The organism is Pseudomonas sp. NFACC41-3 (assembly GCF_900109505.1).
Classification (GTDB): Bacteria; Pseudomonadota; Gammaproteobacteria; order Pseudomonadales; family Pseudomonadaceae; genus Aquipseudomonas; species Aquipseudomonas chlororaphis.
Genome location: NZ_FOAE01000001.1, coordinates 1,244,458 through 1,266,585 on the forward strand (window position 1 = coordinate 1,244,458; position 22,128 = coordinate 1,266,585).

19 protein-coding genes are annotated in these 22,128 nt (G+C 64.2%); 14 read left to right on the forward strand and 5 right to left on the reverse strand.

Going from position 1 to position 22,128, the window contains the following annotated elements; genetic code table 11:
* Nucleotides 1–33 precede the first annotated feature (33 nt).
* Nucleotides 34–984, reverse strand: coding sequence for a DUF1853 family protein (locus BMY68_RS05785; protein ID WP_085531083.1), 951 nt, complete (start codon nt 982–984; stop codon nt 34–36).
* Between the two features lie 105 nt (nt 985–1,089).
* On the opposite strand from BMY68_RS05785, the gene BMY68_RS05790 reads away from it, so the two are divergent.
* From BMY68_RS05790 to pepN, 6 genes are read left to right on the forward strand one after another with little or no spacing between them, the layout of a single operon-like run.
* On the forward strand, nt 1,090–1,980 hold the full coding sequence (locus BMY68_RS05790) for an NAD(+) kinase (RefSeq protein ID WP_007920913.1): 891 nt from the start codon (nt 1,090–1,092) through the stop codon (nt 1,978–1,980).
* Nucleotides 1,980–2,951: a metallophosphoesterase gene (locus BMY68_RS05795; RefSeq protein WP_085531081.1), complete on the forward strand. Its 972-nt coding sequence runs from the start codon at nt 1,980–1,982 to the stop codon at nt 2,949–2,951. The genes BMY68_RS05790 and BMY68_RS05795 overlap by 1 nt, the downstream gene beginning before the upstream one ends.
* Nucleotides 2,948–3,820 carry a rhomboid family intramembrane serine protease gene (locus tag BMY68_RS05800; RefSeq protein WP_007920906.1) on the forward strand — a complete coding sequence of 291 codons (873 nt, stop codon included), beginning with the start codon at nt 2,948–2,950 and terminating at the stop codon, nt 3,818–3,820. The genes BMY68_RS05795 and BMY68_RS05800 overlap by 4 nt, the downstream gene beginning before the upstream one ends.
* Before the next feature lie 15 nt (nt 3,821–3,835).
* Entirely contained in the window at nt 3,836–4,096 is a 261-nt protein-coding gene (locus tag BMY68_RS05805) for a YeaC family protein (RefSeq protein WP_007920905.1), read from the forward strand.
* Entirely contained in the window at nt 4,093–4,923 is an 831-nt protein-coding gene (locus BMY68_RS05810; protein ID WP_085531079.1) for a DUF2797 domain-containing protein, read from the forward strand. Before BMY68_RS05805 ends, BMY68_RS05810 begins: the two co-directional genes overlap by 4 nt.
* 13 nt (nt 4,924–4,936) lie before the next feature.
* Nucleotides 4,937–7,594 carry an aminopeptidase N gene (gene pepN / locus BMY68_RS05815; protein ID WP_085531077.1) on the forward strand — a complete coding sequence of 886 codons (2,658 nt, stop codon included), beginning with the start codon at nt 4,937–4,939 and terminating at the stop codon, nt 7,592–7,594.
* Between the two features lie 144 nt (nt 7,595–7,738).
* On the opposite strand, the gene BMY68_RS05820 is transcribed toward pepN, so the two are convergent.
* Nucleotides 7,739–9,373 carry a SulP family inorganic anion transporter gene (locus BMY68_RS05820; protein ID WP_009043609.1) on the reverse strand — a complete coding sequence of 545 codons (1,635 nt, stop codon included), beginning with the start codon at nt 9,371–9,373 and terminating at the stop codon, nt 7,739–7,741.
* A 330-nt stretch (nt 9,374–9,703) separates the two neighbouring features.
* Here BMY68_RS05820 and BMY68_RS05825 point away from each other — a divergent pair, with 330 nt between their 5' ends.
* The 8 genes from BMY68_RS05825 to BMY68_RS05855 all read left to right on the forward strand — a co-directional run bounded on the left by BMY68_RS05825 (nt 9,704) and on the right by BMY68_RS05855 (nt 16,163).
* Entirely contained in the window at nt 9,704–10,753 is a 1,050-nt protein-coding gene (locus tag BMY68_RS05825) for a WD40/YVTN/BNR-like repeat-containing protein (protein ID WP_085531075.1), read from the forward strand.
* 48 nt (nt 10,754–10,801) lie between these two features.
* Nucleotides 10,802–13,177, forward strand: coding sequence for an efflux RND transporter permease subunit (locus BMY68_RS05830; protein ID WP_009043611.1), 2,376 nt, complete (start codon nt 10,802–10,804; stop codon nt 13,175–13,177).
* Nucleotides 13,178–13,448: 271 nt separating this feature from the next.
* Complete coding sequence (locus BMY68_RS05835; RefSeq protein WP_016704661.1) at nt 13,449–13,742, forward strand: DUF5629 family protein; 294 nt, start codon at nt 13,449–13,451, stop codon at nt 13,740–13,742.
* Complete coding sequence (locus BMY68_RS05840; RefSeq protein ID WP_062825710.1) at nt 13,729–14,901, forward strand: lactonase family protein; 1,173 nt, start codon at nt 13,729–13,731, stop codon at nt 14,899–14,901. Before BMY68_RS05835 ends, BMY68_RS05840 begins: the two co-directional genes overlap by 14 nt.
* 168 nt (nt 14,902–15,069) lie before the next feature.
* Entirely contained in the window at nt 15,070–15,249 is a 180-nt protein-coding gene (locus tag BMY68_RS05845; RefSeq protein WP_007923220.1) for a hypothetical protein, read from the forward strand.
* Between the two features lie 212 nt (nt 15,250–15,461).
* Nucleotides 15,462–15,587, forward strand: a complete 126-nt coding sequence (locus BMY68_RS30260) for a hypothetical protein (RefSeq protein WP_009043615.1) — start codon at nt 15,462–15,464, stop codon at nt 15,585–15,587.
* A 115-nt stretch (nt 15,588–15,702) separates the two neighbouring features.
* Nucleotides 15,703–15,909, forward strand: coding sequence for a hypothetical protein (locus BMY68_RS05850; protein WP_085531073.1), 207 nt, complete (start codon nt 15,703–15,705; stop codon nt 15,907–15,909).
* A complete protein-coding gene (locus BMY68_RS05855; protein WP_009043616.1) occupies nt 15,906–16,163 on the forward strand; it encodes a hypothetical protein in 258 nt (85 codons plus the stop codon). The genes BMY68_RS05850 and BMY68_RS05855 overlap by 4 nt, the downstream gene beginning before the upstream one ends.
* Before the next feature lie 217 nt (nt 16,164–16,380).
* On the opposite strand, the gene BMY68_RS05860 is transcribed toward BMY68_RS05855, so the two are convergent.
* The 3 genes from BMY68_RS05860 to BMY68_RS05870 are packed head-to-tail and all read right to left on the reverse strand — an operon-like array spanning nt 16,381 to nt 21,865.
* The gene (locus tag BMY68_RS05860; RefSeq protein WP_085531071.1) at nt 16,381–16,986 is read right to left on the reverse strand and encodes a glutathione S-transferase; all 606 of its coding nucleotides are present in this window, start codon (nt 16,984–16,986) and stop codon (nt 16,381–16,383) included.
* A complete protein-coding gene (locus tag BMY68_RS05865) occupies nt 16,983–20,624 on the reverse strand; it encodes an AAA family ATPase (protein ID WP_085531070.1) in 3,642 nt (1,213 codons plus the stop codon). Before BMY68_RS05865 ends, BMY68_RS05860 begins: the two co-directional genes overlap by 4 nt.
* Entirely contained in the window at nt 20,621–21,865 is a 1,245-nt protein-coding gene (locus BMY68_RS05870) for an exonuclease SbcCD subunit D C-terminal domain-containing protein (protein ID WP_085531068.1), read from the reverse strand. The genes BMY68_RS05865 and BMY68_RS05870 overlap by 4 nt, the downstream gene beginning before the upstream one ends.
* Nucleotides 21,866–22,128 lie beyond the last annotated feature (263 nt).

Below are 22,128 nucleotides of genomic sequence, written 5' to 3' on the forward strand. Positions count from 1 at the left end.
GCAAGCTCGCTCCTACAGGGGGCAGGCGGAGGCTCAACTGGTTCCGGGGACGTTCGGCCAGAGGTCCGCCACCAGGAACAGGCGTTCGGCTTCTTCCCAATCGCCGGCGCGGTTTTCCGTCAGGCGCACCAGCAATTGCGCCGGAGCGTGCGGGTCGAGCTCCTCCAGCCAGGCTTGCAGCCGGGGGGCGCTCCAGGTTTGTTCCGCCGGGTAGGACGCTGGCGCCAGCCAGGCCTGGCGCGGCAAGGGTTGCCAGCGCCCGGGCGGGCTTTGATCGATAAAGGCCGGCCAGTCGCGCTGATGCAGCCAGCGTCCGCGCAGGTGCTGCGGGTGGGCGCCGCGGGGCGGTTGCGTGGTGCCGGGCCAGGGGTAGAGCAGGTAGCCGCCGAGCCACAGGTGGGCGCTGAAGTCCTGGATATCCATGGCCGCCAGCACTTCCAGGCTGTCGGCCCGGGCGGAGATCGGCAACTGGTGTTCGTTCAGGTGCGCCAGCTTGCGGTCCAGGCGGTCGTGGCAGCCGGGGCCCAACCATAACGCGGTGTCCGCGCCGTTGCCCGATTGCGGGCCGAGGTAGAGCTTGATCGCCAGTTCCAGGTGGTGAATGCCGTCGCGATCGCGCAGCAGCATGTCCAGTTCGCCCAGGGTGTGGCCGGCGCGACGGATCGGCAGGTTGGCCGCCAGCAGCTCGACACCGGGCGCGTGCTGTACGGCAAATTGCCACAGGCGTTCGTAATAGAGACCCAGGCGCTTGGTCGGCCCGAGGGCCAGCCAGCGGCGCAGGGCGCGGCCGTCCTGGTCCAGCTGGCGCAGCCAGTGCGCCAGCAGCTGTGGCGCCTGCACCCAGTCGCTGCCGGCCAGTGGATGGCGCTGCGGCCAGGGAGTCTCGTCGAGCATCGGCGGCGCGAGGATGACCCAGGCCAGGTCGCGCACTTCGGGGTGGCGCAACTGGCGGGGGAGGTCGAGCAAGCCGGGAAACAGGATCATTCTGCGAGCATAGCGCCTAACGTCGAGGCTGAAAGGATTTTGTCTATGGCCGGCTTTCGCCCATAATCTCTGCTTTGCCCGTCCCAGAACCCCTGCAGGAGCCCCATGGAGCAATTTCGCAATATCGGCATTATCGGTCGCCTGGGCAGTTCGCAGGTGCTGGACACAGTTCGCCGACTGAAAAAGTTTCTGCTCGCCCGCCACCTGCATGTGATCCTCGAAGACACCATCGCCGAAGTCCTGCCCGGCCACGGCCTGCAGACCTCCTCGCGCAAGCTGCTGGGCGAAGTCTGCGACATGGTGATCGTGGTCGGCGGCGACGGCAGCCTGCTGGGCGCGGCCCGTGCCCTGGCGCGCCACAACATTCCGGTGCTGGGGATCAACCGCGGCAGCCTGGGCTTCCTCACCGACATTCGTCCGGACGAGCTGGAGGTCAAGGTCGCCGAAGTCCTCGATGGCCACTACCTGGTGGAAAACCGCTTCCTGCTGCAGGCCGAAGTACGGCGTCACGCCGAAGCCATCGGCCAGGGCGATGCGCTCAACGATGTGGTGCTGCACCCGGGCAAGTCGACGCGGATGATCGAGTTCGAGATCTACATCGACGGTCAGTTCGTCTGCAGCCAGAAGGCCGACGGCCTGATCGTCGCCACGCCGACCGGCTCCACCGCCTACGCCTTGTCCGCCGGCGGGCCGATCATGCACCCCAAGCTCGACGCCATTGTGATTGTGCCGATGTACCCCCATACCTTGTCGGGAAGGCCGATTGTGGTCGATGGCAACAGCGAGCTGAAAATCGTCGTGTCCAAGGATATGCAGATCTACCCGCAGGTTTCCTGCGACGGGCAGAACCATTTCACCTGTGCCCCCGGTGACACCATCACCGTCAGCAAGAAGGCGCAGAAACTGCGCCTGATCCACCCGCTGGACCACAACTATTACGAGGTCTGCCGGACCAAGCTCGGCTGGGGCAGTCGACTGGGTGGTGGAGGCGACTGATGCTCGATCCCGCGCGTAGCTACGACCTGATCGGTGACGTGCACGGTTGCGCCATGACCCTTGAGCACCTGCTGGACAAGCTCGGTTATCGCAAGCAGGGCGGCGTCTGGCGGCATCCATCGCGCATGGCGGTGTTCCTCGGCGACATCATCGACCGCGGCCCACGGATCCGCGAAGCCTTGCACATCGTCCACGACATGGTCGAGGCCGGCCAGGCGCTGTGCGTCATGGGCAACCATGAGTTCAACGCCCTGGGCTGGGTCACCCCGGCACCGCCCGGCAGCAGCAGGCAGTTCGTGCGCGAACACACGCCGCGCCATGCCCGCCTGATCAACGAGACCCTGGCGCAATTCGAGCAGTACCCCAAGGACTGGCACGATTTCCTCGCCTGGTTCTACAAGATGCCGCTGTTCGTCGACGCCGGGCGTTTTCGCGTGGTGCATGCCTGCTGGGACGCCGGCCTGATCGAGCCGCTGCGGGCGCAATACCCCGATGGCTGCATCGACGAGCACTTCCTCCAGGCCTCGGCGATCCCCGGCAGCTTCGCCAATAACGTGTTCGACCGCCTGTTGCGCGGCACCGACATGCGCCTGCCCCATGGCTTGACCATGACCAGCGGCGATGGCCTGACCCGTTCGTTCTTTCGCACCAAGTTCTGGGAAGACGACCCGCAGACCTACGGCGACATCGTGTTCCAGCCCGATGCGCTGCCCGAGCCGGTGGCCCGCACGCCGCTGTCCTCGGCGGAGAAAAATAACCTGCTGCGCTACGGCGTCGATGAGCCGTTGCTGTTCGTCGGCCATTACTGGCGCAGCGGCAAACCGGCGCCGATTCGCTCGAACCTGGCCTGCCTGGATTACAGCGCGGTGCTCTACGGCAAGCTGGTGGCTTATCGCCTGGACCAGGAAACCCGCCTGGACCCGGATAAATTCGTCTGGGTCTATGTCGAGCGGCCGGAGGAGCAGCAATGAGTGCGGTTGCAGTATTGCGTCTGCCGTTGAATGTGGACCTGAGTGGCTTCGTCAAACTGCTGCAGCGCATGCAGGTGCCGCACCGGGTCAGCGAGGAAGCGGGGGAGCAGGTGCTCTGGGTGCCGGACGCCATCAGCGAGGATGTGCGCTCGTTGTACGAGCGTTTTCCGGCGGGCGACCCCGAGCAGCAACTGGACATCCCCGAGGCCGGCGCCGCCATGCGTCGTCCGGGGTTCGTCGAGCAATTGCGCCGTAGCCCGGCCACCGCGCTGATCCTGCTGCTGAGCCTGATCGTCGGAGCCCTGACCCTGCTTGGCGAAAATCTCGGCACCCTGCGTTGGCTGACCTTTCTGGAATTTCGCGTGGTTGGCGACTACATCCAGTTCACGCCCCTGGCCGACAGCCTGGCGGCGGGGCAGTGGTGGCGCCTGGTCACGCCGATGCTGATCCACTTCGGCTTCCTGCACATCGCCATGAACGGCATGTGGTACTGGGAGCTGGGGCGGCGCATCGAACAGCGCCAGGGCAGCATCAACCTGCTGGGCCTGACGCTGCTGTTCAGCCTGGTGTCGAACTACGCGCAATACCTGTTCAGCGGGCCGAGCCTGTTCGGTGGCTTGTCCGGCGTGCTGTACGGCCTGCTCGGGCATTGCTGGATCTATCAGTTGCTGTCGCCCAACCCGGCCTATCGCCTGCCTCGCGGAGTCCTGGCGATGATGCTGGTGTGGTTGCTGATCTGTCTGTCGGGGCTGATCTCGGTGATCGGCTTCGGTGAAATCGCCAACGCCGCCCACGTCGGTGGGTTGCTCGTCGGATGCCTCACAGGTTTGTTGGGCGGCTTGTACAGCCGCCGTAAACTGGCCCTCTAATGCTGGAGACCGCTTATGTCGTCGTTTGTTGAAATGATTGAAAACATCACCCCGGACATCTACCAGAGCCTGAAACTGGCGGTAGAGATCGGCAAGTGGTCCGATGGCCGCAAGCTCACCGCCGAGCAGCGCGAGCTGTCCCTGCAGGCGATGATCGCCTGGGAAATGCAGAACCTGCCCGAAGAGCAGCGCACCGGTTACATGGGCCCGCAAGAATGTGCGTCGAAGTCGATCGAAGTGCCGAACATCCTGTTCAAGTCGGATGCCATCCATTGATCGAGATCGGCCGTGGCTCCATCAGTAAAATGTCGGCGCGCCTGGACGGGGCGGACGTGCAGTATGCCTTTCGCCTTGGCGACACCGAGGTGCCGGTCAATCCATTGATCGGCAGCACCCTGCGCCTGGAATACCTGGGGGCGATCCACTGCACCCATTGCGGGCGCAAGACCAAGACCAGCTTCAGCCAGGGTTACTGCTACCCGTGCATGACCAAGCTGGCCCAGTGCGATATCTGCATCATGAGCCCGGAACGCTGCCACTACGACGCCGGCACCTGCCGCGAGCCGTCCTGGGGCGAGCGGTTCTGCATGACCGACCACGTGGTGTACCTGGCCAACTCGTCGGGGATCAAGGTCGGCATCACCCGCGCCACCCAGTTGCCGACCCGCTGGCTCGACCAGGGCGCCAGCCAGGCGCTGCCGATCATGCGCGTGGCGACCCGCCAGCAGTCCGGTTTCGTCGAGGACCTGTTCCGCACCCAGGTGGCCGACAAGACCAACTGGCGTGCCTTGCTCAAGGGCGACGCCGAGGCGGTGGACCTGGCGCAAGTGCGCGACCAGCTGTTCGCTTCCTGCGCCGAGGGCCTGCGCGCCTTGCAGGAACGCTTCGGCCTGCAGGCGATCCAACCGGTCAGCGATGTCGAGCCGATCGAGATCCGCTACCCGGTCAAGCAGTACCCGGCCAAGATCGTCAGCTTCAACCTGGACAAGAACCCGATTGCCGAAGGCACGCTGCTGGGGATCAAGGGCCAATACCTGATCTTCGATACCGGCGTGATCAATATTCGTAAATACACGGCCTACCAGCTCGCCGTGCATCAGTAGAAGGATTCGCCGCATGCGCACCGAACAACCGAAGATGATTTACCTGAAGGATTATCAGGCGCCCGAGTACCTGATCGACGAAACGCACCTGACCTTCGAGTTGTTCGAGGACCACAGCCTGGTCCATGCGCAACTGGTGATGCGCCGCAACCCGGCGCATGGCGCCGGCCTGCCGCCGCTGGTGCTCGACGGCCAGCAGTTGGAGCTGCTGTCGGTGTCCCTGGGCGACCGCGAGCTGACGGCCGCGGATTACCAGCTGAGCGCCAGCCACCTGACCCTGCAGCCGACCCGCGAATCCTTCACCGTCGACACCAGCGTCAAGATCCACCCGGAAAGCAACACCGCCCTGGAAGGCCTGTACAAGTCCGGCGGCATGTTCTGCACCCAGTGCGAGGCCGAGGGCTTTCGCAAGATCACCTACTACCTCGACCGCCCGGATGTGATGAGCAAGTTCACCACCACCGTGGTGGCCGAGCAGCACAGCTACCCGGTGCTGTTGTCCAACGGCAACCCGATCGCCAGCGGGCCGGGCGAAGACGGCCGGCACTGGGCGACCTGGGAAGACCCGTTCATGAAACCGGCCTACCTGTTCGCCCTGGTGGCGGGTGACCTGTGGTGCGTCGAGGACAGCTTCACCACCATGAACCAGCGCGAAGTCGCGCTGCGCATCTACGTCGAGCCGGAAAACATCGACAAGTGCCAGCACGCCATGACCAGCCTGAAGAAGTCCATGCGCTGGGACGAACAGACCTACGGCCGTGAGTACGACCTGGACATCTTCATGATCGTCGCGGTCAACGACTTCAACATGGGCGCCATGGAGAACAAGGGCCTCAACATCTTTAACTCCAGCGCCGTGCTGGCCCGCGCCGAAACCGCCACCGACGCCGCGCACCAGCGGGTCGAGGCGATCGTCGCCCACGAATACTTCCACAACTGGTCGGGCAACCGCGTGACCTGCCGCGACTGGTTCCAGCTGTCGCTCAAGGAAGGCTTCACGGTATTCCGCGATGCCGGTTTCTCCTCGGACATGAACTCGCGCACGGTCAAGCGCATCCAGGACGTGGCCTACCTGCGCACCCACCAGTTCGCCGAAGACGCCGGCCCCATGGCCCACGCCGTGCGTCCGGAGAGCTTTATCGAGATCTCCAACTTCTACACCCTGACCGTGTACGAGAAGGGTTCGGAAGTGGTCGGTATGATCCGCACCCTGGTGGGCGCCGAAGGCTTCCGCAAGGGCAGCGACCTGTACTTCGAACGCCACGACGGCCAGGCCGTGACCTGCGACGATTTCGTCAAGGCCATGGAAGATGCCAACGGCATCGACCTGGGCCAGTTCAAGCGCTGGTACAGCCAGGCCGGCACCCCACGCCTGGCGGTCAGCGAGGCCTATGACGCGAAGGCGAAGACCTACAGCCTGACCTTCCGCCAGAGCTGCCCGCAAACCCCGGACAAAGTGGAAAAACTGCCGTTCGTGATTCCGGTCGAGCTGGGCCTGCTGGACTCCAAGGGCGCGGCCATTGCCTTGCGCCTGGCCGGCGAAGCCACCGCGCAAGGCACTTCGCGGGTGATTTCGGTGACCGAAGCCGAGCAGACCTTCACCTTCGTCGACATCGCCGAACAGCCACTGCCGTCCTTGCTGCGCGGTTTCTCGGCGCCGGTGAAGCTGAGCTTCCCGTACAACCGCGACCAGTTGATGTTCCTCATGCAGCACGACAGCGACGGTTTCAACCGTTGGGACGCCGGCCAGCAACTGGCGGTGCAGGTGCTGCAAGACCTGATTGCCCAGCATCAGCAGAGCCAGGCGCTGGTGCTGGACCAGCGTCTGGTCACGGCGCTGGCTACGCTGCTGGCCGATGACAGCCTGGACCAGGCCATGGTCGCGGAAATGCTTTCGCTGCCGGGCGAGGCCTATCTGACCGAGATCAGCGAAGTGGCGGATGTCGAGGCCATTCACGCGGCGCGCGAGTTCGCTCGCCAGCAATTGGCCGATAGCCTGTTCGACGCGCTGTGGAAGCGTTACCAGGCCAATCGCGAGGTTTCCCGGAGTACCGACTATGTCGCCGAGTCCGCGCACTTCGCTCGCCGCGCCCTGCAAAACATCGCGTTGTCGTACCTGATGCTCACCGAGAAGCCGCAAGTGCTGGCGGCCGCCATCGAACAGTTCGACGCCGCCGACAACATGACCGAGCGCCTGACCGCGCTGGCGGTGCTGGTCAACTCGCCGTTCGAGGCCGAGAAAGCCAAGGCCCTGGCGGTGTTCGCCGAGCACTTCAAGGACAACGCCCTGGTCATGGACCAGTGGTTCAGCGTCCAGGCCGGCAGCACGCTGCCGGGCGGGCTGGAGCGGGTCAAGGCCTTGATGCAGCACCCGGCATTCAACATCAAGAACCCGAACAAGGTGCGCGCCCTGATCGGCGCCTTCGCCGGCCAGAACCTGATCAACTTCCACGCCGCGGACGGCTCCGGCTACCGCTTCCTGGCCGACCTGGTGATCCAGCTCAACGGCTTCAACCCGCAGATCGCCTCGCGGCAACTGGCGCCGCTGACCCGCTGGCGCAAATACGACAGCGCCCGCCAGGCGCTGATGAAAGGCGAGCTGGAACGCATTCGTGCTTCCGGCGAGCTGTCCAGCGACGTGTTCGAAGTGGTGAGCAAAAGCCTCGCCTGACGCCGGGCTTGGGCCTATGTAGGCTCGACAGCTGTAGCCGCTGCCGAGCCTGCGAGGCTGCGAAAAGCCCCGCAGGGGCTTGCCTGACAATCTCCCGTCCAGCCTCTTGCGTCCCTGCGGGCCGTTCGCAGCCTGCGGCAGCGGCTACAGGGTGGTGGTCAGGGCGCTGCTCAGGTCAGGGTGATAGTTCTGCGCGCCGATGGCGTGCAGGATGCCGACCCGCTCAAGCTTGGTGTGGACCTTGAGGTTGGCTTCGCACAGCTTCACCACAATCGCGCGTTTATGCAGCTGGCCAATCACTTCCTCCAGCATCTGCAAGCCCGTGATGTCCATGAAAGGCACGTGTCTCAGGCGAATGATCAGCACCCGTGGGTCGCTGTGAGTCTGCGCCAGCGCTCGTTCGAAAGTCTCCGCGGCACCAAAGAACAGCGGCCCCTCGATGGTGTAGATCAGCACGCCCGGTGGCAGATGCAACTGGCCGTTGCCGTGCAGCTCATGCTGCAGGTCCTGTTCCACCACCTGTTGCACCTCCACCGAGGAGGCCATGCGCCGCAGGAAATGCAGCATCGCCAGAATCACCCCGATATTCACCGCGATCACCAGGTCGCTGAACACCGTGAGGGTAAAGGTGGCCAGCAGAATCGCCACGTCCGCCCGGGGCGCCCGCTGCACCATGCGCTTGAAGTGGTGCAGCTCGCTCATGTTGTAGGCCACCACGAACAGGATCGCGGCCAGGGCGCACAGCGGGATATTGGCCGCCAGCGGTGCGAGAAACAGGATGATCAGCACCAGGACCAAGGCGTGGACGATGCCCGCCAGCGGGCTGCTGCCGCCGTTGCGGATATTGGTCGCGGTGCGGGCAATCGCGCCGGTGGCGGCGAATCCGCCGAACAGCGGCGTGGCCAGGTTGGCGATGCCCTGGCCGATCAGTTCCTGGTTGGAGTCGTGGCGGGTGCCGGCCATGCCGTCGGCCACCACCGCCGACAACAGCGACTCGATGGCGCCGAGCATGGCGATGGCGAAGGCCGGGCCGATCAGGTCCAGCACCCGGGGCAGGCTGATCTCGGGCAACTGCAGCGCCGGCAAGCCCTGGGGAATGCCGCCGAAGGCACTGCCGATGGTGGCCACGCCGTCGAACTGGAACAGTGACTGCAGGGCCGTGGCCAGGGTCATGGCGACCAGGGGCGCCGGCAGGCGTTTGAGCTGCGCGACCCTGGGCACGCCCCACAACAGCGCCAGGCTGAGCAGGGCCAGCAGGGTGGTGGCCAGGTGCAGGTCGGGCAGGGCCTGCAACAGGTGCCAGAGCTTCTGGTGAAAGTGCTCGCCGCCGACGGCGGGCAGGCCGAAGAAGTCCTTCCACTGACTGACCCAGATGATCACCCCGATCCCGGCGGTAAAGCCGAGTATCACCGGGTCCGGGATGAACTTGATCAGGGCCCCCAGGCGACTGATGCCCAGCAGGAACAGGATGATCCCGGCCATCATGGTCGCCAGTTGCAGGCCGTCGACCCCGTACTTGGCGGTGACTCCGGCCAGAATCACGATAAAGGCCCCGGTGGGCCCGGCGATCTGCAAGCGGCTGCCGCCGAACAACGACACCAGCAGGCCGCCGACGATGGCGGTGTAGATCCCCTGTTCAGGCTTGACCCCGGAGGCGATGGCGAAGGCCATGGCCAACGGCAGCGCCACCACGCCGACAATCACCCCGGACACCAGGTTGCGGGCCCAGTGCGCGCGTCCCAGCAATCCGGCTTTCCACGCCTCGCGTATGGCAATCATGGTTCACTCCTGAAGTCCGGCTTGCAGACCACGCAGCTCAATCATAGCCAAAGCCGGGAGGCGCAGTCCGCGGCGTTGGTGTTCCAGCCTCAGCTACGCTTCGTACGTTGCCTCAGTATCGACTGAGCAGTCAGGTTCCAGGCTGGGTACGGTGGTTAACAAAAGATAACGTGGCGTCGATTGTCAGACGTTTCTAAAGCCCGATAGGATAGGTCAGCTTCCGAAGGGGCTCTAGATTGCAGGTTTCAGGACGGTGTCCTGGATCCCATGCCCCGAACGGCGCCCTGTAAAGGTTGAACGACCTAACAATAATAAATGGGGGAAAGGTCTATGAGTGAGCCTGTCATGGGTGTGAGTTCCTGCCGCCCGCCGGCCTTGCGCAGATTTGCGTTGCTGGCTACAGCGCTCTCGCTGTTGGGGGTCGCCCTGTTACCGGCCCCGGTCCAGGCCGCTGCGTCCGCAGCGGACACTGTCTATTCCACCGAATCGGCCAAGGCCAGCAAGGGCCTGATGCTCGATGTCGTGCATGCCGGTTCGCGCCTGGTCGCCGTTGGCGATCGCGGGCACATTCTCTATTCCGACGACCAGGGCCAGACCTGGACCCAGGCCAAGGTACCGACCCGGCAGCTGCTGACCGCGGTGTACTTCGTCGACGCCAAGCACGGTTGGGCCGTCGGCCACGATGCCCAGGTGCTCGCCAGCGAAGACGGCGGCCTGACCTGGACCAAGCAATTCGAAGACCTCAAGCGCGAAGCGCCGCTGCTGGACCTGTGGTTCCAGGACACCCGCAACGGTTTTGCCGTAGGTGCCTACGGCGCACTGCTGGCCACCACCGACGGCGGCAAGCACTGGGAAGACGCCAGCGACCGCCTGGACAACGAAGACCAGTACCACCTCAACGCCATTGCGGCAGTGAAGGATTCCGGGCTGTTCATCGTCGGCGAGCAGGGCAGCATGTTCCGCTCCGCCGACTGGGGGCAGACCTGGGAACGCCTCGAAGGCCCTTATGAAGGTTCGTTCTTCGGCGTGATCGGCACCGCCCAGCCCGCCACGCTGCTGGCTTACGGCCTGCGCGGCAACCTCTATCGCTCCACCGATTTCGGCAGCACCTGGGAGCAGGTCGAGCTCAAAGCGGCTCGTGGCAGCCTGGAGTTCGGCCTGTCCGGCGCCACGCTGCTGGACGACGGCTCGCTGGTGATCGTCGGCAACGGCGGCAGCGTGGTGCGCAGCACCGACAACGGCTTGACCTTCAGCGTCTACAACCGTCCGGACCGGATCTCCCTGGCAGCGGTGACGGCGGCCGGCAATGGCAACCTGATTCTGGCGGGGCAGGGCGGTGTGCGCTCGACCTCGGCGAATGGCGCCGATCTCGGAAAATAATCAGGGCAAGCAAGCCGGGCCAAATAATAAGAAGGCGGGAACACTTCCATGAGCAGTCATCAAACCGACAAGGCGACGTTTCTCGAGCGTCTGATTTTCAACAACCGCCCGGCAGTGATCGTCATCTGCCTGCTGGTCAGCGTTTTCCTGTTCTGGCAGGCCACGCTGATCAAGCCGTCCACCAGCTTCGAAAAAATGATCCCGCTCGAGCATCCCTTCATCGAGAAGATGATGGAGCATCGCAACGACCTGGCGAACCTGGGCAACACCGTGCGCATCTCGGTGGAAGCCAAGGACGGTGACATCTTCACCAAGGAGTACATGGAGACGCTGCGACAGATCCACGACGAGGTGTTCTACATCTCCGGCGTCGACCGCTCGGGCCTGAAGTCGCTGTGGAGCCCCAGCGTGCGCTGGACCGAAGTGACGGAGGAAGGCTTCGCCGGCGGCGAAGTGATCCCGCAGAGCTACAACGGCTCGGCCGACAGCCTCGACCTGCTGCGCAACAACGTGCTCAAGTCGGGCCAAGTCGGGCGCCTGGTGGCCAACGACTTCAAGTCGAGCATCGTCGACATCCCGCTGCTGGAGTCCTACCCGGACCCAGAGGACCAGGGCAAGCTGCTGGCCCTGGACTACCAGAAGTTCTCCCACGAGCTTGAGGAAAAGATCCGCGACAAGTTCGAGGCGCAGAACCCCAATGTGAAGATTCATATCGTCGGTTTCGCCAAGAAGGTCGGCGACCTGATCGACGGCCTGATCATGGTGGTGATGTTCTTCGGCGTCGCCTTCCTGATCACCCTGGTGCTGCTGTACTGGTTCACCTGGTGCATCCGCAGCACCATCGCCGTGCTCATCACCACCCTGGTGGCGGTGGTCTGGCAGCTGGGCCTGATGCACGCCGTGGGCTTTGGCCTCGACCCTTATTCGATGCTGGTGCCGTTCCTGATCTTCGCCATCGGTATTTCCCACGGCGTGCAGAAAATCAACGGTATCGCCCTGCAATCCAGCGGTGCCGACAACGCCCTGACCGCGGCCCGGCGCACCTTCCGCCAGCTGTTCCTGCCGGGGATGATCGCGATCCTCGCCGACGCCGTGGGCTTCATCACCCTGTTGATCATCGACATCGGGGTGATTCGCGAACTGGCCATCGGCGCGTCCATCGGCGTGGCGGTGATCGTGTTCACCAACCTGATCCTGCTGCCGGTGGCGATTTCCTATGTCGGCATCAGCAAGCGCGCGATCGAGCGCAGCAAGAAGGACGCCACCCGCGAGCATCCGTTCTGGCGCCTGCTGTCGAACTTCGCCAGCCCGAAAGTCGCCCCGGTGTCGATCTTCCTGGCCCTGCTGGCCTTCGGTGGCGGCCTCTGGTACAGCCAGAACCTGAAGATCGGCGACCTCGACCAGGGCGCGCCGGAACTGCGTCCGGACTCGCGCTACAACAAGGACAACAACTTCATCATCAACAACTACTCCACCAGTTCCGACGTGCTGGTGGTGATGGTCAAGACCGCCTCCGAAGGCTGCTCGCGCTACGAAGCCATGGCGCCGATCGACGAGCTGATGTGGAAGATGCAGAACACCGAGGGCGTGCAGTCGGCGATTTCCCTGGTGACCGTGTCCAAGCAAATGATCAAGGGCATGAACGAGGGCAACCTGAAATGGGAAACCCTGTCGCGCAACCCGGATGTGCTGAACAACTCCATCGCCCGGGCCGACGGCCTGTACAACAACAACTGCTCGCTGGCGCCGGTGCTGATCTTCCTCAACGACCACAAGGCCGAGACCCTCGACCGTGCGGTGCATGCGGTGCAGGAGTTCGCCAAGGAGCACAACAAGGAGGGCCTGGAGTTCCTGCTGGCGGCGGGTAACGCAGGGATCGAGGCGGCCACCAACGAAGTGATCAAGCGCTCGGAACTGACCATCCTGGTGTTGGTGTACATCTGCGTGGCGGTGATGTGCATGATTACCTTCCGCTCGTGGGCGGCAACCCTGTGCATCGTCTTGCCGCTGGTGCTGACTTCGGTGCTGGGTAACGCGCTGATGGCGTTCATGGGCATCGGCGTGAAGGTCGCGACCTTGCCGGTGGTGGCGCTCGGGGTGGGGATCGGCGTGGACTACGGGATCTACATCTATAGCCGCCTGGAAAGCTTCCTGCGTGCCGGCCTGCCGTTGCAGGAGGCCTACTACCAGACCCTGAAATCCACCGGCAAGGCGGTGCTGTTCACCGGCCTGTGCCTGGCCATCGGCGTGGCTACCTGGATCTTCTCGGCCATCAAGTTCCAGGCCGACATGGGCCTGATGCTGACCTTCATGCTCCTGTGGAACATGTTCGGCGCGCTGTGGCTGCTGCCGGCGCTGGCGCGGTTCCTGATCAAGCCGGAGAAACTGGCGGGGCAGAAGGGCAACTCGCTGTTCGCCCACTAAGCCTTGCGGCTGCAAGCAAAACCGCGACCCAGGTCGCGGTTTTTTATTGCCCGTCTCCGTGACCTGTAGCCGCTGCCGAGCCCGCGAGGCTGCGATCGACCGGCACGGTCGCGGCGGTCTTCCGGGCCCAGGAGGGCCTTCGGCCCTGGCGCAGCCTGCGGCAGCGGCTACAGGGTTTGTAACAATGGGGCGCGCGAACTTTGCAATGCCACTACAGCCGCGCCGCGCCGGACCCGCTATCATGGCCGCTTTCCATTGCTGACTGACGACCATGACTGCCGCTACAGACACTTTGCTGACTGCCCTCCAAGCCTGCGACATGCTGGAAATCGACGGGCTGCATGCCTTCGACTTCACCCTTGACGACCAACAGCTGCTGATCGAATGCATGGACGGCCGCGCGGCCAAGCGCTGGAGTTTCAGCCTGGCCCAGGTCAACGCCGCGACCTTCGACGATACCCTGCAGAGCTGGACCATCGTCGGCGATTCCGGTGAGCACCGCCTGGTGTGCATGAGTGCTTTCAGTGCCCGTAACGATGAGGAGGATGAACATGAGGATGCGTAACTTCTGGCCACTGCTGATGGCTGGCAGTGTCGGCGCCATGGCCGTGCAGGCCGCGCCGGTCGAGACTCAGGAACTGCTGGTCGGTTCCTACACCCAGGGCCAGAGCGAAGGCATCTACCGCCTCAAGTTCGACGGCCGCACCGGCAAGATCGACGCCAAGCCGCTGCAGGTGGTCAAGAGCGCCAACCCGTCCTGGCTGACCCTGTCCAAGGACCAGAAACAGCTGTTCGTGGTCAACGAGAACGGGCCAGGACAAGCCGACCCGATCGGCCGGGTCAGCAGCTTCGGCATCGAAGCCAAGAGCCGCAAGCTGAACCCGATCAACCAGGTGCAGAGCCTGGGCAACGAGCCGACGCATTCGAGCCTGAGCGGCGATGGCCGCTACCTGTTCGTCAGCAACTATTCGGTGGTTGCGGATCCAGGCGGCAGCCTCGCGGTGTTGCCGGTCGGTACCGATGGCAAGCTGTCGCCGGTGGTCCAGCTCAGCAGCCACCCAGGCAGCCGGGTCAACCCCGAGCGCCAGGTGGCGGCCCACGTGCATTCGGTGGTGTCGTCGCCGGACGGCCAGTTCGTGTTCGCCAGCGACCTGGGCGCGGACAAAATCTTCGTCTACCGCTACGACCCCAAGGCCAACGCCGAGCGCCCCCTGACCGCGGCTGAGCCGGCGTTCGTCGAGCTGCCGCCGGGCAGCGGCCCACGGCACCTGCTGTTCAGCGCCGATGGCAAGCACGCCTACCTGACCCTGGAAATGAGTGCCCAGGTGGTGATGTTCGATTACCAGGACGGCAAGCTGACCCAAAAGCAGATCCTCGACTTGACCAGTGGCGGCAAGGACAAGAAGGCGGCGGGTGCGCTGCATGCCTCGAAAGACGGCAAGTACCTGTACGTGAGCAACCGCGGCACGGCCAATCAGTTGCTGGTGTTCGCCATCGACGAAGCCACCGGCCAGCTCAAGGAGATCCAGCGCCGTTCGGTGGAGGGCGATCACCCTCGCGAGTTCAGCCTCGATCCGAGCAACAAGTACGTGCTGATCGGCAACCAGAAGAGCAACGAAATCGTGGTGATCGAGCGTGACGCCAAGACCGGTTTCCTCGGCAAGACCGTGCAGAAACTGCCGTTCGATTCACCCAGCGATATCAAGTTCCTGGTGCGTCAATAAGCCACAGGCCCCGGTTGACGGGGCCTGAGCCTTTCTATTAATGACGCTGATATCTGCTACTGCTGGAAAAGATTTCAACCCGCCAACCCTCGGGCGTAGTTTTGCTTCACGGCCCGGCGCATCAAGGCTTCCGGGCAAACAAGCCGACTGCATACGAGGGTTACCCGAATGAACTTCAATCTCTTCTCCGTGATCGCCGCTTCCGCCATCTCCGCTACCGTGGCCCTGCCAGCCAGCGCCAACGTGGAAATCAGCGAGAAAAAATCCGCGACCAACACCTACACCCAGAAATACCTGCAACAGAGCGCCAACTTCTACGCCGCCCTGGATCACAAGATCCAACACTGAAATTCCCCGCAACGCCCAGGTATGCAGGAGCGACATCACTGGCTTCCCTGGATGGACTCGTTCATCCAGCGGACCGACAGTGATGTCGCTCCTGCATCACCTGTATGCGACGTTTTCCCTCATGCCAGGCAAATTAGCTTGGTAATGTCATATCGCCATATGTTTAAATTTGACGCTAATTAATTGACTCCTCCTTTCCAAGGATCGACAGCATGGCGATGCGTCTGGCAGTGGTTCTTCTGTTCCTTTATTCCACCCCGATTCTCTCGGCTGCCCAGCCCGTCGAAGGCGAGCCGGAAACCTCTCGCGAGCGCATGTTGACCCTGCTTGGGGATTGATTGGCCACGGATTCACGATCAATCCAACTGATGGTGACTATGCACCGAGGTTGTTTCTGCGGCGGGCGCTTTTAACGGATTCTGTGGGCACGCAAACATGCCCACGGAGACCACCATGGCCCACTCGATCCTCACCTCTGCCAAGCGCGGCGCCTATGTCGCCATTGGCCTGTACCTGGCCATGGTCCTCCTGGTCAGCCTCTCGGCCCAGACCCCATCGGCAGCGCAACCGCCGATCCAGGTCGCTTACCCGGCCATCCAGTTCGAACACCGCGCGCAAGCCGCCGAACACCCTGCGGATGCGGGAGTGGCGCTGCTATGAAAGGACGCAGGTTCTGGGTCATTGCCGTCCTGGCGTTCATGACCAATGGCGCGTCCTTGCTGGGGATAGGGCAGGGCTCGGCGGGCTCGCTGGCCCGGGCCATCGAATGCAATCACAACATCGCCCACAACATCGAAACCGCCAAGGCCCTGGGCCTGTTGGCCGGCAACCCGCCAGCCAAACCCAAGGCCGCGTTCTTCGGCCCGTTCAGCGTTGATTGCTCGGCGTTGCAGATGTGCAGTGTGCTGGCCTGATCCGAGGTACAACCCTGTAGCCGCTGCCGCAGGCTGCGATAGGTCCGAAGGACCTCCAGCGTCCGAGAGATCGCAGCGCCCGTTCCGGTCGATCGCAGCCTTCGGCAGCGGCTACAGGTCGGTGGCCAGCCAGATGCATTTCGCGGCATTTAAGCCCGGTTACGGCCAGCCTCAAGCGAGATTCGCAAACCCATGTAGGCGCAGCCTGCGGCAGCGGCTACAAGGGTGGTTTGGCCATCACCTGGGTGAACAGCTCCGACTCCAGGAACCGCTGCAACCAGCGCTGCAAATGCCGGTAAGGCGTCTGCGCAAACCACTCGCGATCGACATGGGCGAACTGCCGCACGAACGGCGCCAGGGCCATGTCCGCCAGGCTCGGGTGATCCGCCAGCAGGTAATCGCGCTGGCTCAACAGTTCATCCAACTGCCGTAGAAATACTTCTCCCTGGCCGCGGTAATGCTCCATCGGCTGCTCGGGATAACGCTCGGCGTATTTGTAGCGATTGAGGTGCAGCTTGAACACCTGGTCGTTTTCCGCGATCAGCGCGTCGATCCGGTGCTGCGCCGGCCCATCGTCCTTCAGTAACCAATCCTGCGGATCGTGCTGGGCCAGGGCCCAGCGCATGATATCCAGGCTTTCGTCGATCACCCGGCCGTCAACATTGAGCACCGGCACCGTGCCCTTGGGCGACAGCGCCAGCATCTCGGCCGGCTTGGCCTTGAGGCTGACCTCGACTATCTCCAGCGGCACCCCGCTGTAGCGCAGCGCGAGGCGCGCGCGCATGGCGTAGGGGCAGCGACGGAACGAATACAACGTATTCATTTCACCTCCAGGGTGCTCAGGCCATTGCCCTGGCGCCGTACCTGGATCTGCACCGGAATCCGCTCGTGCATTTCCTGCACGTGGGAAATCACCGCCACCTTGCGCCCCTGGGCCTGCAAGCCGTCGAGGGCGTCCATCGCCAGTTGCAGGGATTCCGGATCGAGGCTGCCGAAGCCTTCGTCGATAAACAGCGACTCGATCTTCAGCGTGCTGGAAGCCATGGACGCCAGGCCCAGGGCCAGTGCCAGGGACACCAGGAAGGTCTCGCCGCCGGACAGCGAATACACCGAGCGCAGTTCATCGCCCATTTCCGTGTCCATCACCAGCAGGCCGAGCATGCTGCCGCCGCGCTTGAGGCGATAGCGCCGCACCAGCTGGCGCAGTTGCGCGTTGGCGTGGTGCACCAGCAGATCGAGGTTGTAGGCCTGGGCGATCTTGCGGAAGGTGTCGCCGCTGGCCGAACCGATCAAGGCATTGAGCCGCGCCCAGCGCTGCCATTCGGTGTAGGCCTGGGCGATCTGTTCGCCCAGCGCCTGGTTGGCGTCTTGCCGACGCTGGTCTTCGGTCTGCTGGGCGCGCAGTTCGGCGCTCAACTGTTCGCTGGCGGCCAGCTGGTTGTGCAGCTCGCCCAGGGCACCGGCCAGTTGTTCGGCGTCGAGCTGGCCGTCGTGCTGGGCCTGATGGCTGTGCAGGCGCTGCTCGCGTTCGGTGACCAGGACCCTGGCCTGTTCCACCGCCTTTTCGCGCTCTTGCAGCTGCTGGCGCAACGCGGCGACCTGCTGGTCGTCGAGGCTGAGCAATTGCTCCAGCGCGCCGTCGTCCAGCTCCGGGTGCTGCTGGCGCCAGTCGGCGATCTTGCTGCCCAGTTCCTGCTGTTCGGCTTCCAGGGCCAGCAGGCGCTCCTCCTTGCCTTGCAGTTCCGCGCCCAGTTGCACCAGCAGGCGGCGGACTTCCTGCAACTGCTGGTTGGCCAGCACCTCGGCGGCGCGCGCCTGTTCCACAGCCTGTTCCAGATGCTGCTGCCACTGTTCGGCACTGGCATGTTCGCCCAGCAGTTGCGCGAGCTTGTTGTGGGCCGCCTGCTGCTGTTCGGCCAGGGTATTGAATTGTTCCTGGGCGGCTTGCAGTTGCTGCACGCGGGTCTGCTGGCGGTCCTGTTCCTTGTCCAGGGCCAGCTGGCGCTGTTGCTGCTCTTGCACTTCTTCCTTCTGCTGGTCGAGCTGCTCCAGGCGCTGCATGACCTGCTGGTCGATCTGCATGAACGTCGCGGCCGGGTCGTTGCGCAGGGCTTCGAGGGTATCGGCCGGCAGCAGGGTGGCGAAGGCCGACAGCTCTTCTTCCAGGCGCTGGCGGTCCGCGCCCAGCTGCTGTTGCTGCTGGGTCAGGTGGTGCGTGGCCTCGTGGCTGGCTTCGATCGCTGCCTGCAGTTGCTGTTGCAGGCGCCCAGCGTCCTTTTGCAGTTTCAGCAGGGCGCCTTGGCGCTGTTCGTCCTGCTGAATGCTCTGGTTCAACTGGCTCAGTTGCTGGTTCAGCCAGGCATCGCGCTTGCCGGCGTCCTGGTCGAGCAGCGCCGCCGACAACGGATGGGCTTCGATACTTGGCGCCAGGGCCTGCTGCTGGCTGGCCAGTTGTTCCTGTTGCTGGAGGAATTCCTTTTGCTGGGCGATCAGGCCGCCGACCTGGCTGCGCAGTTCGGCAAGTTTTTCCTTGAGTTCATCCACCGCCTTGCGCGCGTTGGCTTCTTCGCTTTCGTCATGGCGCCCCAGGCTCTGCAACAGCGCCTCGGGCTGATGGTAGGGATGCTCGTGGCTGCCGCAGACCGGGCAGGGCTGATCGTCCTGCAACTGTTCGCGCAGCTCTTCGACACTGGCACTGCGCGCCAGGCGCTGGCGTTCCAGCAGTTGCTGGGTCACCGTCAGGGTCTGTTCGGCGACCGTGAGTTCGGCCTTGCTCTGCAGGCCGATCCGGTTCAGCTCTTCGCGCTGGCGCGCCGCGGCCTGCAGTTTGTCCGCCAGCTCCGCGCCACGTTTGTCCAGCTCCTGTTGGCTGGCCCACAGCCGCGCCAGTTCTTCGAAGGCGCGCTGTTGCTTGCGGTTGTCCTGCAGCAGGTCGCTGAGGATCTGCAACTGTTCGGCCACCGCGTGGGGCTCGGCGCCGGCTTCGCTGTACAGCACTTGCAGTTCATCGCGTTGCGCGGCCAGTTGCTGCGCGGCGCTGGCGGTCCGTTGTTGCAGGCCGGGCAGTTCTTCCTGGCCCTTGTTCAGCCGGTTGCCGGCCAGCATCAGCTGTTGCAGGCGATCGCGGTAGGCATTCCAGGCATCGCTCAGCGGCGCCAGGTGGGTGCTGTGTTCCAGCTGTTCGGCAATCCGCTGCAGGCGTTCGCCCACCAGGCGCTGCTGTTCGAGCATGGCCTGGATCGCCTGCTGGCCTTGTTCGCTGGCCTGTTGCAGCTTGTCCTTGAGCGCGCCGGCTTCGCCGCAGGTCTTGCCCAGATGGGCGAGGGTGCTTTGCTCGGCAAAGGCCTCGCGCAGCAGCGGCGCGCTGGTGTTTTGCTGTTCCTGGGCGGCGAGCAACGCGGCCTGGGCCGTACCCAACTGCTGCTCCAGTTCGCCCTGGCGTTGTTGCTCTGCGCCTTGTTGCTGATGCTGTTGCTGGATCTGTTCGCGCAGCGGCGTCAGTTGCTGGTTCAGTTCCACCTGCCGGGCGAACTGATGGCGTTGCGGCGCCAGCTGCTCCAGGCGGGTCAGCCGGGTCCGTTCGCTGGCCAGGCCTTCCCAGGCCGATTGCGCCTGTTGCAGTTGCTCGGCGGCGCTCTGCTGCTGGTCCTGCAACTGCTGCAATTCCTTGAGCCAGCCGTGTTGCAGCTCCAGCTGCTTGAGCTGCGCCTGCTGGGTCTTGAGCTGCTGCTGGGCGGCGTCGAAGCGCTGGTCCAGTTCGGCCCGCGCCTCGGGCTCTAGCGGGGTGATGCCGCTGGCCTGGGCCTTGAGGGTCTTGTGCTGTTCCTCGGCCTCCTTGCTCTTGCTGTAGGCGCGCCGCCCGAGCTGGCTGTAGATCGAGGTGTTGGTGAGCTTTTCCAGCAGCTCGCTGCGTTCCTTGTCGTCGGCCTTGAGGAAGGCGCTGAACTCGCTCTGGGCCAGCATCACCGCGCGGGTGAACTGCTCGAAGTTGAGCCCCAGCTTGGCTTCGATCAGTTGTTCGTAGTCGCGCTTCTGGCTGGCCAGCAGTTGATTGCTGTCCAGGTCGTGCAGGCTCTGCTTGCTCGCCTGCAGCTTGCCGTTGGCCTTGTCCCGGGCGCGGTTGGTTTCCCAGCGGGCGCGGTAGCGATGGCCGTCGATGCCGACGAAGTCGACCTCGGCGTAGCCGCTGCCGGTGCCACGGCGCAGCAGGGTGCGCGGGTCGCTGGTGAGCATCTCGCTGTCGACCTCCGGCACCTTGGTTTCGCGGCCGATATTGTTCAGCCGCGGCACCGCGCCGAACAGCGCCAGGCACAGGGCGTCGAGCAGGGTGCTCTTGCCGGCGCCGGTGGGCCCGGTAATGGCGAACAGCCCGGCGCTGGCCAGGGGCTCGGCGGTGAAGTCGATTTCAAAGGGGCCGGCCAGGGAGGCCAGGTTCTTCAGGCGGATGGCAAGAATCTTCATGGCTGTTCCTCCTCGTGCTGCACTTCCTGGAGCAGTTGCGCGAAGTCCTTGAGGGTCTGTTCATCCACCTCGCTGCCGTAGCTGTCCAGCCAGGCGCGGCTGAACAGGTCCTGCGGGCTGAGCTGGTCCAGCTCCACCAGTTGCGCGGCGCCGTCGTCGCCCTCGCGGCCGCCATGGCCGGCGTATTCGGCGGCAATCCGCACCAGGCGCACGGCCTTGCCCTGCAGGGCGCTTTCCACTTGCTGACGCAGGTCCGGCTGCGGCTCGTCCAGGCGCACCCGCACTTCCAGCCAGGGCTGGCGCTGTTCTTCGGCCAGCAGGTCGATGTCCGGCAACTCGGCCAGTTGCAGCAGGATCTCCGCCAGCGGCGCCGGGCCCAGGCGTTGCAGGTTGACCGCGCGCGGGATCAGCCGTGGTTCGACGCTGACCAGGGTCTCGCCGTCGAGCTGGATATCGAGGATCTGGTGCTGGTAGCCGATCTCGGAGAACGACAGCGGAATCGGCGAGCCGCTGTAGCGGATGCGCTCCTCGCCGTTGACCTTCTGCGGCTTGTGCAGATGCCCCAGAGCCACGTAGCTGATGCTCGGGCCGAACAGGCTGGCGGGCAGGGCCTCGGCGTTGCCGATGATCAGGCTGCGCTCGGAGTCCTCCGATACCGAGCCACCGGCCATATGCGCGTGGCTGATGGCGACCAGCGCCTGGCCCGGCTGGCGCTTGGCGTTGGCCGCGGCGATCAGCCATTCATGCACCTGGCCGATGCCCCGCAGGTAATCGTCACCCAGGTGCGCGCCGGTGACTTCCGCCGGCCGCAGGAACGGCAGCGCCAGGCACCAACCGGCAATCGCGCCGCTGGCATCGGGCAACGGCAGCAACAGACGCTCGCTGTCCAACTGCCCGTCGTCCAGCCACAACACCCGGCCCAAAGCGTGGGTGCGCAGACGCCGCATCAAGGGCGCCGGCAACTCGATGCGCGACCCCGAGTCATGGTTGCCGGCGATCATCACAATGGTCAGGCCGGGCTGCTGCTCATGGGCACTGACAATAAAGTCGTACAGCCGCTCCTGGGCTTTGACCGGCGGATTGACCGTGTCGAAGATATCGCCAGCAATCAGCAGCACATCAGGGCTGTGCAGCGCCAGCTGGCGCAACAGCCATTCAAGAAAGCAGGCATGCTCGAAATCGCGTTCCTGGCCATGGAGGTTCTGCCCCAGGTGCCAGTCGGAGGTGTGAAACAGACGCAAGGCAAACTCCGCAAACAATCAGGTGAGCCGCAGGGAGGAGGAGAGCGGCGTGAGGGGGGAGAGTTTACTGCAAATCGGCTGGGGGGCCTGGTTGGATGGCGAATAGTGGTGCCGTTTAGCGGCAGCCAAAAGTTGACGCTCGGCAAGAGAGCGCTTGAGTCATGGGACGACGCTTGCGCGGATCATTCAAGTCGCTTCGAAAAAGCGAGCCAGGGAGCGGGGTAATGACCCCACCCCCATTCGTAGTGACATACCCCATGTTC